Raw genomic sequence first — 15,763 nt, 5'->3', positions numbered from 1 at the left:
TTTGGGTCATCGTTCTGTGACCCTCATCACGAAATTAAGTATACACTAGTTACTAGGAAAATTAATGCCCTGCTAATTGTTGCCTATGCAACTTTAAGTTAACGAAATGATTTTTTATTACCATGGGTTATAAAAAAGACGTTTTTATCACGGCGTTTTTGTTAAATATAAGTAAAATCATATATATGGGTGGATTTGACTATTTGTGCGGTAGTACGCAGAACAATGCCCTGAAGAAGGGTATTGAAGCAATTCCATACGCTGGATTGAGGTTTTTTGACGGAAGATTACCGAATCGGGGAGAGATCACCCGCCATAAAGCATGGCGGGTAGGGGGCTAACGCATTACAACTCTTGTTCGAACAGGACCAAAATAGCTTCGTACAGCTGTTTAACGGTAAAGTCATTCGCCGGGGTCGTGAAGATGGTGTCATCCCCGGCAATGGTGCCAAGAATACCTTCCGCTTTACCCAGGGAGTCCAGCAGACGAGCAATTAGCTGAGCTGCACCGGGACTTGTATGGATGACCACGACGGCATCATTGTAATCGATATCCAGGACCAGGTTTTTGAGCGGGCTGGAGGTGGTTGGCACACCCAGCTCGGCCGGAAGACAGTAGACCATTTCCATTTTGGCATTGCGGGTTCTCACTGCGCCAAACTTGGTCAGCATGCGGGAAACCTTGGACTGGTTAATGTTTTCGAAGCCGTCGTTTTGTAACGCCTGGACTATCTCGCCCTGCGAGCTGAATTTCTCTTCTTTAAGTAATGCTTTGAAAGCCTTTACTAATTCTTCTTGTTTCGAGGAGTTACGCATAAATAACCTATCCTGGGTAAAAGAGATAACATTATTATGCATTTAAATGAATTTTTATGCAAATTGTTCATCTTCCTTCAGGCGCGCGAATTTACGGCGGCCTGAACGCGGTGGGACAATAATCCGGCAGAAAACAGCCTGAAATAATGTTATGAAAGCGGGCGATTTTATCAAATTTCGTTATCGGCGAACATGCCTGTGTCACGACTCGCAAATAAGCTTCAAAGTAAATTAAATGTTATCAAAATGATGTTGTTTTGGTGTGCGCAGAGGGGTAATGTAACCGCCGTTGATGTAACCACATCAGGTCGTGACCGGGCGCTATGGCGTCGTTCCTCCCGGCGAGTAAATGCAGCAGCAACGCGGTCGATGATTGTTGTATATCGCAATCCGGCGGCGGGAAGATTGTAATTATCTCTTCTCTGGATTATGGTCGCCACCGCATGGAGTTACGGCACGATTTTGCTAACCATAATAAGGAGTTTAGGATGAAAGTTGCAGTCCTCGGCGCAGCCGGCGGTATTGGCCAGGCGCTTGCCCTTCTACTTAAGACCCAACTGCCTTCAGGCTCAGAACTCTCTCTGTATGACATTGCACCGGTAACCCCAGGGGTTGCGGTGGATCTGAGTCATATCCCGACCGACGTGAAAATTAAAGGTTTCTCCGGCGAAGATGCAACCCCGGCGCTGGTTGGCGCAGATGTGGTGCTGATCTCTGCGGGCGTGGCGCGTAAACCCGGTATGGATCGCTCCGACCTGTTCAACGTGAACGCGGGCATCGTGAAGAATCTGATTGAGCAGGTTGCGAAAACCGCACCTAAAGCCTGCATCGGGATTATCACTAACCCGGTTAACACCACCGTTGCCATCGCGGCGGAAGTGCTGAAAAAAGCCGGTGTTTACGATAAGAACAAACTGTTTGGCGTAACGACGCTGGACATTATCCGCTCCAACACCTTTGTTGCCGAGCTGAAAGGCAAACACCCTGGCGATATCGACGTTCCGGTAATCGGTGGCCACTCTGGCGTGACTATTCTGCCGCTGCTGTCCCAGATCCCGGGCGTGAGCTTTACCGAGCAGGAAGTGGCTGACCTGACCAAACGTATCCAGAATGCGGGTACCGAAGTGGTTGAAGCGAAAGCCGGTGGCGGGTCTGCAACCCTGTCTATGGGCCAGGCTGCCGCGCGTTTTGGCCTCTCTCTGGTTCGCGCGCTTAAGGGCGAAAGCAACGTTGTTGAATGCGCCTATGTTGAAGGCGATGGCGAACATGCTCGCTTCTTCTCTCAGCCGCTACTGCTGGGTAAAAACGGTATTGTTGAGCGTAAAGCTATCGGCACCCTTAGCGCGTTTGAGAAACACGCGATGGAAGGCATGCTGGATACGCTGAAGAAAGATATCCAGCTGGGCGAAGAATTCGTTAAGTAATCGGCGCGATATAAAAAAAACCGGAACACAGGTTCCGGTTTTTTTATGCCTGCCGTTTAGCTACCGGCAGGATATTCCTGAATGGTGACCTGCAGCGTGAGTTTTTTATCTTCACGCATGACCTCTACCGGAATCACGGAGCCCGGGCGAATTTCCGCCACCTGGTCCATCGTTTCCAGCGCGGAGACGGCAGGTTTGTGGTTTACCGAAATAATGACGTCATTCACCTGAATGCCTGCCTGCGCGGCGGGGCCGTCCGGTGAGACTTCATTAACGATAATCCCTTGTAGCTGATCGATACCGGTCGAAGGGCCATGCAGCGGCGTTATCTCTCTGCCGCCAATGCCGATATAGCCGCGGATAACCCGGCCGTCACGGATCAGTTTATCCATTATCTTCGTCGCCAGCTGGGTCGGTATGGCAAAGCCAATCCCCTCAGGCGTTTCGCCGTCGTTACTCTTGTCAAACGACAGCGTATTAATGCCCATCAGTTCACCCAGAGAGTTCACCAGCGCACCGCCGGAGTTGCCACGGTTAATCGAGGCATCGGTCTGTAAGAACGATTGACGGCCTGAAGGGCTCAGGCCGATGCGGCCGGTGGCACTGATAATCCCCTGAGTCACCGTTTGCCCCAGGTTGTACGGGTTACCAATGGCCATCACGACATCGCCGATATGCGGCTGGCGCTTGCCGTTAATAGGAATAATCGGCAGGTTGGTGGCGTTAATCTTCAGCACTGCGAGGTCGGTCAGGCTATCGGAACCAATGAGCAAGGCTTCAAACACTCGGCCATCCTGAAGCGCGACGATGATCTGTTCTGCATCGTTAATAACGTGCTTATTGGTAATAATGTAGCCACGCCCGTCCATGATCACGCCGGAACCGAGGGTTTTAATTTGCAGCTGATTCTGACCGTTATTGCCCACGCTGCGGTTGTAAACATTTACTACCGCGGGTGCAGCGCGGCGCACCGCCGGATTAAAGCTCATCGGCGTTTCGTCGGCGCTGTCATATTGTGTTGGCGCAAGCGGGCCGACGGCTTTGCGTAATGACGGCATCGCGAGCAGTATCAGCCCCGCGACAATCAGCCCAATCACCACCGAACGTAAGATCTTTAGAAACATGAGTTTGAGTTAATTAGTGAGAGATCGAACGCAGAATAGCATGAGTTGAACGGACATCGTACAGACGATGTCCGTTTCTCTGCCACCGTTAACGCAACAGCAGATAGATACTGTCTTCCCCGCGAACAACATGAAGTGCGATGACCGCAGGCTTGGTTTCGAGAACCTTACGCATTTCGGCAATAGTCCGTACTCGGTCGCGGTTAATGCCGATAATCACATCGTCTTTATGCAGGCCAACCTGAGCGGCAGGCGTACCTTTATCAACGTTATCCAGGCGAATACCTTTGCCGCCGTCTTTCAGTTGCCCATCGCTTAATGCTGCTCCCTGAAGCGCAGGCAGGATCATTTCAGCGCTGGCAGAGGAGGCGGTACTCTTGTCCAGCGTAACGCTAACCTCAAGCGGTTTTCCATCGCGCAGCAAGCCGAGTTTTACTACGGTACCGGGCTCGGTGGTGGCGATTTTTGCTCTCAGTTCGGCAAAGCTGTTCAGTGGATTACCGTTCAGACTGGTGATGACATCTCCGGCTTTGATTCCGGCCTTAGCCGAGCCTGACTGCGGGAGCACTTCACTGACAAACGCGCCGCGCTGGGTTGAAAGGTTAAAGGCTTTGGCGATGTCAGAGTTCATCTCCATGCCTTTAATACCCAGCAGGCCACGTTTGATTTCACCAAACTCCATCAGCTGTTTGGCGAGTGTTTGCGCCATATTGCTGGGGATGGCGAAACCAATCCCTACGCTGCCGCCGCTTGGGGCAAGAATAGCGGTGTTAATGCCAATCAGTTCACCGTTCAGGTTCAGCAGCGCGCCACCGGAGTTCCCGCGGTTGATTGAGGCATCGGTCTGAATAAAGTTTTCCAGGCCTTCGAGGTTAAGCCCGCTGCGGCCCAGCGCGGAAACAATACCTGAGGTAGCTGTTTGCCCCAGACCAAAGGGGTTTCCTACCGCAACGGCAAAGTCACCGACCTTGAGCTTGTCAGAGTCGGCAACTTTGATTTCGGTCAGCCCTGAAGCATTCTGCAGCTGAATCAGCGCAATGTCGCTCTGATCGTCGCCGCCGATAAGCCTGGCATCAAACTCACGCCCGTCGTTCAGCTGAACGCTGATTTTTTGGGCCTGGTTGATCACGTGGTTGTTGGTCAGGACATAGCCTTTAGCGGCATTAATGATGACCCCGGAACCTAAGCCTTCAAACTGCTGTGGCGTGTCGGAGGGCGCATCATCCCCGTAGAATTTCTTGAACTCTTCCGGCACCTTCTGGCCCGAGGCCGAAGCGGTACCTTCCACCCTTACGCTAACAACCGCCGGCAGCACTTTTTCCAGCATTGGAGCAAGGCTTGGCAAAGCCGGCTGGCCTGGAACCTGGGAAGGCAGTGACGCGCTCGCCAGAGGGGATACGCCGAGCGTCAGGCCGACGCTTAACGCTAATGCACTCAACAGCCGTGTTTGTTTCTTCATTGGATGCTGGCTCTCGTCACCTGGAAAAAGGAATACCCACTAACTCAATTGATGTTATTGAAATATCAATCGACTCACAATGGCGTAATAAGAAAGCAAAAGACAATTAAATGATAGCTGGGTCAGGAAAGGATGGGGCACATGAACTGTGCCCCGGAAAAAACTGAAACTGGGATTAATCGCGTTTTGCACCGGTGCGTAGCAGGCCAGAAGCGCCGTCTGAATAGTCACGCGGCATCTGAACCGGGGCCTGATCGTTACCGGCTTCCGACTCAGCAAGACGATTGCGGAACGGATTGGCCTCAGCCGTCATTTCCGGCAGTAGGCTGCTGGAGCTTTTTGCCATGTGCTGGTAGAGCTGACGATAATCGTGCGCCATATTATCCAGCAGCTCTGCGCTACGGGCAAAATGGCTGACTAACTCTTCGCGATACTCTTCGAGCTCCGCTTTGTTTTTTTCCAGCTCGTACTGCAGAGCTTGTTGTTGGCGCAGCTTACGGTTGCCAAAACGCATGGCTACGGCACCGATAATAAGGCCGACGACTAACCCAATAAGCGCATATTCCCAAGTCATGAACTTCTCCCGTTATCTTGTGATTCCGTAGGGTAATGTAGCCACTATAACCGCTAACCGAAGAGAAGTGGAATCCTGACGCAGCATCGCTTAGGGTAGAACGGCCTTTTTTTCGACAACCGGCTCGAAAATGGCAGTGAACGGCTATCCGATTATAAAGGGAACATAATAATACCATGCAAAATCTCTCTCCTGCATCGCGCTACCAGCAGGCTCTGGCAGAAGGCAGTTTTCAACCTGATGAAGTTCAGCGCGAAGCGATTATGCGCCTGGACGCTATCTGGCAGACATTGTCCGCTGCGCCAACGGCCGTGTCTTCCGGCGGTTTTTTGACTAAATTTGGCAAGCTGTTTGGTAAAAAAGAGGCTCAGGCAGAGCCGGAGCCCGCACGTGGCCTGTATATGTGGGGAGGCGTGGGGCGCGGTAAAACCTGGCTGATGGATATGTTTTTTCAGAGTTTGCCGGGAGAACGCAAGCTTAGGCTACACTTCCACCGCTTTATGCTTCGGGTTCATGAGGAGCTGGCGCAGCAGCAAGGGAACACCGATCCGCTGGAAATCATTGCTGATGGTTTTAAAGCTGAGACCGACGTGCTGTGCTTTGATGAGTTTTTTGTCTCCGACATCACCGATGCAATGCTGCTTGGAACGCTGATGAAAGCGCTTTTTGCGCGCGGCATTACGCTTGTTGCCACGTCAAATATTCCGCCAGATGACTTGTATCGCAATGGGCTCCAGCGCGCGCGATTCTTACCGGCCATCGAGGCAATTAAACGCTATTGCGACGTGATGAACGTCGATGCCGGGATTGATTATCGCCTGAGGACATTGACCCAGGCGCATCTCTGGCTTTCGCCGCTTAACGATGAGTCTGCTCAGCAGATGGAGAAGCTTTATACGGCGCTTGCGGGCGCTAAACGTGAAGGGGGACCCGTACTGGAGATTAATCACCGTCCTCTGGCGACGCTCGGTACGGCGAATCAAACGTTGGCGGTTGCTTTTACTACGCTGTGCGTGGATGCCCGCAGCCAGCATGATTACATCGCGCTTTCTCGTCAGTTTCATACCGTCATGCTATTCAATGTGCCGGTGATGACCCCGCTGATGGAAAGCGAGGCACGCCGCTTTATCGCTCTGGTGGACGAATTCTACGAGCGTCACGTGAAGCTGGTTGTGTCCGCAGAGGCTGAGTTATTCGATATTTATCAAGGTGAAAGGCTTAAGTTTGAATTCCAGCGCTGCCTTTCCAGGCTGCAGGAAATGCAAAGTGAAGAGTATTTGCGCCGCGCTCATCTGCCCTGACGATGAATATGTGATATCAACGACAAATTGTGGTCGATCTTTGAGGTCGACTTCTCTATAATCTTGCGACCCCACGTTACAACCAAAGTTTTTTTCCCAAAACTTTTGTCGTGCCGGCATAGGCTATTCGAAGGGGTAGGTTTGCTGGACAATGTCGCGTGAACCTCAACTGATTTTAAACGTTTGGGTGTTCACCAACGTGTAACTATATATTGGGTAAGCTTTTAATGAAAACTTTTACAGCTAAACCAGAAACTGTACAGCGCGACTGGTATGTTGTTGATGCTGAAGGTAAGACCTTAGGTCGTCTGGCTACTGAACTGGCTCGCCGTCTGCGCGGTAAGCACAAAGCGGAATACACTCCGCACGTTGATACTGGTGATTACATCATCGTTCTGAACGCTGACAAAGTTGCTGTAACCGGCAACAAGCGTACTGACAAAGTGTACTACCATCACACCGGCCACATCGGTGGTATCAAACAAGCGACCTTTGAAGAGATGATTGCCCGCCGTCCTGAGCGTGTGATTGAAATCGCGGTTAAAGGCATGCTGCCAAAGGGCCCGCTGGGTCGTGCAATGTTCCGTAAACTGAAAGTTTACGCGGGCACCGAGCACAACCACGCGGCACAGCAACCGCAAGTTCTGGACATTTAATCGGGATTATAGGCAATGGCTGAAAATCAATACTACGGCACTGGTCGCCGCAAAAGTTCCGCAGCTCGCGTGTTTATCAAACCGGGCAACGGCAAAATCGTTATCAACCAACGTTCTCTGGAACAGTACTTCGGTCGTGAAACTGCCCGCATGGTAGTTCGTCAGCCGCTGGAACTGGTCGACATGGTTGAGAAACTGGATCTGTACATCACCGTTAAAGGTGGTGGTATCTCTGGTCAGGCTGGTGCGATCCGTCACGGTATCACCCGCGCTCTGATGGAGTACGATGAGTCCCTGCGTTCCGAGCTGCGTAAAGCTGGCTTCGTTACCCGTGATGCTCGTCAGGTTGAACGTAAGAAAGTCGGTCTGCGTAAAGCACGTCGTCGTCCTCAGTTCTCCAAACGTTAATTGTTCTCTGCTCACGCAGAAAGGCAATTGGCAAAAAACCCGGTCTTGTGCCGGGTTTTTTTATGCCTGTAATTTATATTATTGACTATAACATTTTGAAATTATTTGTCTTTTTGGCAAATTCAATATGCGGTCACCACAAAACCGGTAAAATCTGGTAAACTATCATCCAATTTTCTGCCCAAATGTCGCATCAGGTTGTTTTCGCCTCGTTTTAAGGCGTTAGCGGTGTTCCGGCGAAGCGTTGGGTAATAAACGGTCAGGTTAGTCGCCGCTTGCGGCTATTAGCAGTAATTTTCTGGATAAACTTGGAGGTTTTCATGGCTGTCGCTGCCAACAAACGTTCGGTGATGACGCTGTTTTCCGGTCCTACTGACATCTACAGCCACCAGGTGCGTATCGTGCTGGCTGAGAAAGGTGTTAGCGTTGAAATTGAGCATGTGGAAACGGATAACCTGCCTCAGGATCTGATTGACCTCAACCCAAATCACAGCGTGCCGACCCTGGTTGACCGCGAGCTGACGCTGTGGGAATCCCGCATCATCATGGAATACCTTGATGAGCGTTTCCCACACCCACCGTTGATGCCGGTTTATCCGGTTGCACGTGGTGAAAGCCGTCTGTACATGCATCGCATTGAGAAAGACTGGTACACCCTGATGAATGTGGTGATGAATGGCTCCGCGCAGGAAGCGGACGCAGCGCGTAAGCAGCTGCGTGAAGAGCTGTTGAGCATTGCACCGGTGTTTACGCAGAAGCCTTTCTTCCTGAGCGACGAGTTCAGCCTGGTGGACTGCTATCTGGCTCCGCTGCTGTGGCGTCTGCCGCAGATGGGTATTGAGCTGACGGGGGCTGGTTCTAAAGAGATGAAAGGGTATATGACCCGCGTCTTTGAGCGTGATTCTTTCCTGGCCTCTTTGACCGAACCTGAGCGCGAAATGCGTCTGCAGACTCGAGGCTAATTGATGGATATGTCGCAGCTGTCGCCGCGCCGTCCTTACCTGTTGCGGGCCTTCTATGAGTGGCTGCTGGATAACCAGCTCACTCCACACCTGGTGGTGGATATTACGCTACCGGATGTGCAGGTGCCGATGGAGTATGCGCGAGACGGACAAATTGTGCTGAATATCGCACCGCGCGCCGTGGGCAACCTGGAATTGGCCAATGACGAAGTGCGCTTTAACGCGCGTTTCGGTGGAGTGCCGCGCCAGGTGAACGTCCCAATGGCCGCCGTTCTGGCTATCTATGCACGTGAGAACGGTGCAGGAACGATGTTTGAGCCGGAAGCGGGCTATGACGAAGACGCTGAAAGCCATAATGATGACCAGCCTGCTGCAGGCGAGTCTGAAACGGTAATGCAGGTTATTGATGGCGATCGTCCGGATCACGGCGATGATGACAATAACCCTGATGACGATCCGCCGCCGCCGCGCGGTGGCCGTCCCGCACTGCGTGTGGTGAAATAATAAAAAGCCAGTCGGAAGACTGGCTTTTTTTATGGTGCGAGGGTGGCTAAATCTGGCGACCGAAGCCGCCAGTTTTTAACGCTTACACTTCAAGGAAGTTGAGTATCCCGTCAGCCGCTTTACGGCCTTCGGCAATCGCTGTCACCACCAGATCGGAACCGCGAACGGCGTCGCCACCGGCGAAGATTTTCGGGTTGCTGGTCTGGAAGGCGTTTTCGCTTCCTTCAGGAGCAATAATACGGCCCTGGCTATCCAGCTCAACGCTGTGCTGCTCCAGCCACGTCATGCTGTGAGGACGGAAGCCAAACGCCATAACGACCGCATCGGCGGCCAGCACGTGTTCAGAACCGGCTACGATTTCCGGACGACGACGGCCGTTAGCATCCGGCGCACTCAGTTCGGTACGCGCAACCTTCACGCCGCACACGCGGCCGTTAGCGTTAATTTCAACGCCCAGCGGCTGCAGGTTGAATTGGAACTCCACGCCTTCTTCACGCGCGTTTTTCACTTCACGTTTTGAGCCCGGCATGTTCTCTTCGTCACGGCGGTAGGCACAAATTACGTGGCTTGCGCCCTGGCGGATGGAGGTGCGCACACAGTCCATTGCGGTATCACCGCCGCCCAGCACAACGACACGTTTGCCTTCCATGCTGATGTAGGGCTCTTCAGCCGTTTCAGCAAAGCCCATAATTTGCTTAGTGTTAGCGATGAGGAACGGCAGGGCGTCATAAACGCCAGGCGCATCTTCATTCTCTAAACCACCACGCATTGACTGATAGGTGCCGACGCCAAGGAACACGGAATCGTATTCGCTAAGCAGCTCGTCCATCTGTACGTCACGGCCGACTTCGGTATTGAGTTTGAATTCAATACCCATACCGCTGAAGATTTCGCGGCGCTTAGTCATCACCTCTTTTTCCAGCTTGAACGCCGGAATACCGAAGGTCAGCAGGCCGCCGATTTCTGGATGCCTGTCGTAAACCACCGCCTTTACGCCGTTACGCGCCAGAACGTCCGCACAGGCAAGCCCCGCAGGGCCTGCACCGATGATAGCCACACGCTTACCGGTTTGCTTCACGCCGGTCAGGTCCGGTTTCCAGCCCATCTCAATCGCTTTATCGTTGATATAGCGCTCAATGTTACCGATAGTCACCGCACCAAACTCGTCGTTCAGCGTACAGGAACCTTCGCAAAGACGATCCTGCGGGCAGACGCGGCCGCAGACTTCCGGCAGGCTGTTGGTCTGGTGAGACAGCTCGGCTGCCTCAATGATGCGGCCCTCATTGGCCAGTTTCAGCCAGTTTGGAATGTAGTTGTGAACCGGGCACTTCCACTCGCAGTACGGGTTGCCGCAGGAGAGGCAGCGGTCGGCCTGCGCCTTCGCCTGCCCCTCAGAGAACGGCTCGTAAATTTCCACAAATTCAATTTTGCGGATCTTCAGCGGTTTCTTCGGCGGATCAACGCGCTGCAAGTCGATAAATTGATATACGTTTTGACTCATCGTGACCTCTTACGTCAGTCTCATCTGGCTATTTCTCTTGCTATCCTGAACCTGGTCTATGCTCAGACTCCTCACGTACTTTTGTACGCTGCGGGTTCTGCGCGTAGTCCGTGTCCAGGCTAGCTACGACAATGACGCCAGATGAATCTGCCTTTACTGTGCCTGCACCCGCAGCTCGGCTGCGGAACGACTGCGGTGACCCAACAATGCTTTGACATCACTGGACTTCGGTTTAACCAGGGTGAATTTGGAGGCGAACGCCGGCCAGTTAGCCAGAATCTCTTCGCCGCGCTGGGAGCCGGTCAGCTGAACGTGTTCGGTTATCATGCCGCGCAGATGCTCTTCATGAATCGCCAGCTCTTCCACATCCAGTAATTCAACCAGTTCCGGGTTCACGCGTTTACGGAACTCACCGTCTTCATCCAGCACATAGGCGAAGCCGCCCGTCATGCCGGCGCCGAAGTTAACCCCGGTTTTGCCAAGAATACAGACGATACCGCCGGTCATGTATTCGCAGCCGTTATCGCCAATGCCTTCAACCACGGTGATAGCACCGGAGTTACGCACGGCGAAACGTTCACCTGCGCGGCCTGCAGCGTACAGCTTGCCGCCGGTTGCGCCATACAGACAGGTGTTGCCGATAATCGTGGCTTCATGGCTACGGAAGGCTGAACCTACCGGAGGGCGTAGAGAAATCAGGCCACCCGCCATGCCTTTGCCCACATAGTCGTTAGCATCGCCGGTCAGATGCAGCTCTACGCCGCCTGCGTTCCAGACGCCGAAGCTCTGGCCCGCGGTGCCGCTAAAGTGCGCCTTGATTGGGTCAGACGCCAGCCCCTGATCGCCATGCTGCTGGGCGATGTAGCCGGAGAGCGAAGCCCCAACGGAACGATCGGTATTGCGGATATCAAACCAGAAGGTTTTGCTCTGTTTGTCATCCACATACGCCTGCGCCTGGTTCAGCAGCTGTGCGTTAAGGTCACCCTTATCGAACGGCGGGTTATGCTCGGTGCAGTACACCGCTTTGCCCGGCATCGGTTCAGCCGTTTTCAGCAGGGCAGACAGATCAAGCTTCTGCTGCTTGGCGGTAAACCCGTCCAGCTCTTTCAGCAGGTCGGTACGGCCAATCAAATCAACCAGACGTTTCACGCCCAGTAGCGCCATCAGTTCGCGAGTTTCGCGAGCGATGAACTCAAAGTAGTTGGTCACTTTGAACGGCAGGCCGTGGTAATGGTTCTTACGCAGTTTGTCATCCTGAGTTGCCACGCCGGTTGCGCAGTTGTTCAGGTGGCAAATTCGCAGGTATTTACAACCCAGGGCAACCATTGGCCCGGTACCGAAGCCGAAGCTTTCCGCGCCAAGGATTGCGGCTTTAATGATGTCGAGCCCGGTTTTCAGGCCGCCATCCACCTGCAGGCGAATTTTATGGCGCAGGCCGTTAGCCACCAGAGCCTGCTGGGTTTCCACCAGGCCAAGCTCCCACGGGCAGCCCGCGTATTTCACGGACGACAGCGGGCTTGCACCGGTGCCGCCGTCGTAGCCGGCAATGGTAATCAGGTCGGCATAGGCTTTGGCTACGCCCGTCGCGATGGTACCCACGCCCGGTTCGGAAACCAGCTTCACGGAGATCATCGCCTTCGGGTTAACCTGTTTCAGGTCGAAAATCAGCTGCGCCAGATCCTCGATAGAGTAGATATCGTGGTGAGGCGGAGGTGAAATCAGCGTCACGCCCGGTACGGAGTAGCGCAGCTTGGCGATGTAAGGCGTGACCTTATCACCCGGCAGCTGGCCGCCCTCGCCCGGTTTCGCGCCCTGCGCGACTTTGATCTGGATTACGTCGGCGTTGACCAGATAGGCAGGGGTGACGCCGAAGCGGCCTGAAGCGACCTGCTTGATACGGGACACTTTATTGGTGCCGTAGCGCGCCGGATCTTCGCCGCCTTCGCCGGAGTTAGAGTTACCGCCGATGCTGTTCATCGCTTCGGCCAGGGATTCATGCGCTTCCGGACTCAGGGCACCGATGGACATTGCCGCGGTATCGAAGCGTTTGAACAGCTCGGTTGCTGGCTCAACGTCTTCAATTTTGACGGACTCGTCCTGCGGGTTTAGCGCAAGCATATCGCGCAGCGTGGCGACCGGGCGTTCATTAACCAGCTTCGCATACTGCTGATAGTCGCTGTATTCGCCGCTCTGCACCGCTTTTTGCAGCGTCTGCACCACGTCCGGGTTGTAGGCGTGGTATTCCCCACCGTGAACGAACTTCAGCTGGCCGCCCTGATCCAGCGGTTTACGCACCAGCCAGGCGCGTTTGGACAGATTCAGCAGGTCCTGCTGGAAGTCGCCAAAGCCTGCGCCGCCGATGCGGCTGACCGCACCCTGGAAGCAAAGCTCGGAAACTTCTTTGTGCAGACCGACGGCCTCGAACAGCTTGGAGCAACGGTAAGAGGCGATAGTCGAGATGCCCATTTTGGACATGATCTTGTACAGCCCTTTGTTGATGCCGTTGCGGTAGTTCTGCATCACGATACGGTAGTTTTTGTCGATTGCGCCGTTGTCGACCAGCTTCGCCAGCGTTTCATAGGCTAGGTACGGATAGATAGCGGTCGCGCCGAAGCCCAGCAGCACGGCAAAGTGGTGCGGGTCGCGGGCGCTGGCGGTTTCAACGATGATGTTGGCGTCACAGCGCAGGCTCTTCTCAACAAGGCGAGTCTGGATGGCGCCCACGGCCATCGGAGCAGGCACCGGCAGGCGGTTTTTCGCAATGTTACGGTCGGACAGCACCAGCAATACGGTGCCGTTGCGTACCATGCGTTCAGCTTCGTCGCAGAGCGCCATCACCGTTTCGTGCAGCGATTTCTCGGTCACGTCATAAGTGATGTCGAGCGTATCGGCACGATAATGTTCTTCTTCAAGCGTGGTGAGCTGCTGGAAATCAGACCACAGCAGAATCGGCGATTTGAAGCTCAGGCGATGCGCCTGGCCTTCTGCTTCACAGAAGACGTTCATCTCGCGGCCAATGCTGGTGGCCAGCGACATGACGTGCGCTTCACGCAGCGGATCGATCGGCGGGTTGGTGACCTGCGCGAACTGCTGGCGGAAGTAATCGTAAATAATGCGCGGTTGGCTTGAAAGTACGGCAAATGGGGTGTCATCGCCCATTGAACCGACGGCTTCCTGGCCGTTTTCGCCCAGCACGCGGATCACCGAATCCAGCTCTTCGCTGCTGTAGTTAAACTGCTTCTGGTAGCTGGCAAGCGTATCGTCGTCCAGCTCTCTTGCGCCCACTTTTTCGTCCGGCAGATCTTCAAACGGCACCAGACGGCGAACGTTGTTTTCCATCCATTCTTTATACGGATGGCGGCTTTTCAGCTCTTCATCGGTTTCTGCGGAGTGGAGAATACGGCCAACACGGGTGTCGATAACCATCAGCTCGCCCGGGCCAACGCGGCCTTTCTCAACCACTTCATCCGGCTGGTAGTCCCAGATCCCGACTTCAGAGGCGCAGGTGATGAGCTTGTCTTTGGTGATCACGTAGCGCGCCGGACGCAGGCCGTTACGGTCCAGGTTACAGGCAGCGAAGCGGCCGTCGGACATGACGATTCCCGCCGGGCCGTCCCACGGCTCCATGTGCATGGAGTTAAAGTCGAAGAAGGCGCGCAGCTCCGGATCCATGTTCGGGTTGTTCTGCCAGGCCGGTGGAACCAGCAGACGCATGGCGCGCACGATATCCATCCCGCCCGCCAGCAGCAGCTCAAGCATGTTATCCATGGAACTGGAGTCGGAGCCGGTTTCGTTAACGAACGGCGCGGCGTCGTGCAGATCGGGGATCAGCGGCGTCTGGAATTTATAAGTACGTGCGCGAGCCCACTGGCGGTTACCGGTAATGGTATTGATCTCACCGTTGTGCGCCAGGTAGCGGAACGGCTGAGCCAGCGGCCAGCGCGGTACGGTATTGGTGGAGAAGCGCTGGTGGAACAGGCAAATGGCTGATTCCAGGCGCAGATCCGCCAGGTCCAGGTAGAAGCGCGGCAGGTCAGCCGGCATACACAGACCTTTATAAATATTCACCAGATTAGAAAGACTACAGATATAGAAGTCTTTGTCTTCCTGGATACGTTTTTCGATACGGCGACGGGCGATAAATAGGCGGCGTTCCATATCACGAGGACGCCAGCCCGCCGGGGCGTTAACGAAAATTTGTTCAATACGTGGCAGAGAGGAGAGGGCGATTTCACCGAGCACGTCTTTGTTCAGCGGCACTTCACGCCAGCCAACAATAGACAGCGTTTCGTTTTGCAACTCTTCTTCAACAATGCGGCGGCTGGCGCGAGCAAGCGCGTCATCCTGGCTTAAGAAAATCATGCCAACGGCATAGTTCTTGGCCAAACGCCAATTGCGTTCTTCTGCAACAATGCGGAAGAAACGATCTGGCTTTTGCAGCAGCAAGCCACAGCCGTCGCCGGTTTTACCGTCGGCCAGGATGGCACCGCGGTGCTGCATACGGGCTAGCGCGTGAATAGCGGTACGCACTACCTTGTGGCTAGGTTCGCCTTCTATGTGGGCGATCAGGCCGAAACCACAGTTATCCTTCTCAAGGGATTTATCGTACAACATATCAGTGAACCTCCCCAGGCTCTACGTTACTCCCAACCGTTTGCGCGTGGACGCAGCAAGGGCATGGCGACGGGGTTTGCGCATCATACGCTTGCCTCGCGTGTCGCCCTCTTAATGTCCAACGCATCCGGTGTCACAAGTGTTGAGGACTTGCTTTAGAGGGAATCTCAATTACTGCATAAATATGATGGGCACAGAACCCATCCAGAAAGCTTCCAGCGGATTTCCAAGTTATCGGGAAAGAGCACACAGGTCAAATGGCATTCTTATTTATACATAATTGTACTAAGAGTGGCTTAACGATATGAATAAAATAAGATTTTATGCTTTTTTCCCTGCGGCGGCAGCACGGCTAACGTCGAGCGTTATGTGATCGTCCTCACTGTCCGAAAGCCTCTGAAACTCCAGACCATGCTGGCA

General features: G+C 53.9%; 12 protein-coding genes. 6 read left to right on the top strand and 6 right to left on the bottom strand.

Annotation, left to right across the window (positions count from 1 at the left end):
- Nucleotides 1-345: 345 nt before the first annotated feature.
- Nucleotides 346-816 carry a transcriptional regulator ArgR gene (argR, locus tag VGM55_RS03430; protein WP_154188356.1) on the bottom strand — a complete coding sequence of 157 codons (471 nt, stop codon included), beginning with the start codon at nucleotides 814-816 and terminating at the stop codon, nucleotides 346-348.
- A gap of 488 nt (nucleotides 817-1,304) precedes the next feature.
- Between argR and mdh the strand changes: the two genes are divergently transcribed.
- Nucleotides 1,305-2,240, top strand: a complete 936-nt coding sequence (mdh, locus tag VGM55_RS03425) for a malate dehydrogenase (protein ID WP_154188357.1) — start codon at nucleotides 1,305-1,307, stop codon at nucleotides 2,238-2,240.
- A gap of 56 nt (nucleotides 2,241-2,296) precedes the next feature.
- Here the strand turns inward: mdh and degS are convergent, their stop codons facing one another.
- The 3 genes from degS to zapG all read right to left on the bottom strand — a co-directional run bounded on the left by degS (nucleotide 2,297) and on the right by zapG (nucleotide 5,397).
- Complete coding sequence (degS, locus tag VGM55_RS03420) at nucleotides 2,297-3,364, bottom strand: outer membrane-stress sensor serine endopeptidase DegS (RefSeq protein ID WP_154188358.1); 1,068 nt, start codon at nucleotides 3,362-3,364, stop codon at nucleotides 2,297-2,299.
- An 88-nt stretch (nucleotides 3,365-3,452) separates the two neighbouring features.
- Nucleotides 3,453-4,823 (bottom strand): serine endoprotease DegQ, encoded by a 1,371-nt coding sequence (degQ, locus tag VGM55_RS03415; protein WP_331634583.1) that lies wholly within the window; start codon nucleotides 4,821-4,823, stop codon nucleotides 3,453-3,455.
- 175 nt (nucleotides 4,824-4,998) lie between these two features.
- The gene (gene zapG, locus VGM55_RS03410) at nucleotides 4,999-5,397 is read right to left on the bottom strand and encodes a Z-ring associated protein ZapG (protein WP_154188360.1); all 399 of its coding nucleotides are present in this window, start codon (nucleotides 5,395-5,397) and stop codon (nucleotides 4,999-5,001) included.
- Nucleotides 5,398-5,573: 176 nt separating this feature from the next.
- Between zapG and zapE the strand changes: the two genes are divergently transcribed.
- From zapE to sspB, 5 genes are all read left to right on the top strand, one after another.
- Nucleotides 5,574-6,698, top strand: coding sequence for a cell division protein ZapE (gene zapE, locus VGM55_RS03405; protein ID WP_154188361.1), 1,125 nt, complete (start codon nucleotides 5,574-5,576; stop codon nucleotides 6,696-6,698).
- A gap of 227 nt (nucleotides 6,699-6,925) precedes the next feature.
- The gene (gene rplM, locus VGM55_RS03400; RefSeq protein WP_008454874.1) at nucleotides 6,926-7,354 is read left to right on the top strand and encodes a 50S ribosomal protein L13; all 429 of its coding nucleotides are present in this window, start codon (nucleotides 6,926-6,928) and stop codon (nucleotides 7,352-7,354) included.
- A gap of 15 nt (nucleotides 7,355-7,369) precedes the next feature.
- Nucleotides 7,370-7,762: a 30S ribosomal protein S9 gene (gene rpsI, locus VGM55_RS03395; RefSeq protein ID WP_000829818.1), complete on the top strand. Its 393-nt coding sequence runs from the start codon at nucleotides 7,370-7,372 to the stop codon at nucleotides 7,760-7,762.
- Between the two features lie 320 nt (nucleotides 7,763-8,082).
- Nucleotides 8,083-8,724, top strand: coding sequence for a stringent starvation protein SspA (gene sspA / locus VGM55_RS03390; protein WP_016538405.1), 642 nt, complete (start codon nucleotides 8,083-8,085; stop codon nucleotides 8,722-8,724).
- A 3-nt stretch (nucleotides 8,725-8,727) separates the two neighbouring features.
- A complete protein-coding gene (sspB, locus tag VGM55_RS03385) occupies nucleotides 8,728-9,228 on the top strand; it encodes a ClpXP protease specificity-enhancing factor (protein WP_154188362.1) in 501 nt (166 codons plus the stop codon).
- 82 nt (nucleotides 9,229-9,310) lie between these two features.
- Here the strand turns inward: sspB and VGM55_RS03380 are convergent, their stop codons facing one another.
- Complete coding sequence (locus VGM55_RS03380; protein WP_154188363.1) at nucleotides 9,311-10,729, bottom strand: glutamate synthase small subunit; 1,419 nt, start codon at nucleotides 10,727-10,729, stop codon at nucleotides 9,311-9,313.
- A 153-nt stretch (nucleotides 10,730-10,882) separates the two neighbouring features.
- Nucleotides 10,883-15,343 (bottom strand): glutamate synthase large subunit, encoded by a 4,461-nt coding sequence (gene gltB, locus VGM55_RS03375; RefSeq protein ID WP_154188364.1) that lies wholly within the window; start codon nucleotides 15,341-15,343, stop codon nucleotides 10,883-10,885.
- Between the last annotated feature and the right edge of the window lie 420 nt (nucleotides 15,344-15,763).

The organism is Cedecea sp., from assembly GCF_036500665.1.
GTDB lineage: Bacteria > Pseudomonadota > Gammaproteobacteria > Enterobacterales > Enterobacteriaceae > Cedecea.
This window is presented reverse-complemented; position numbering and strand designations above follow the sequence as displayed.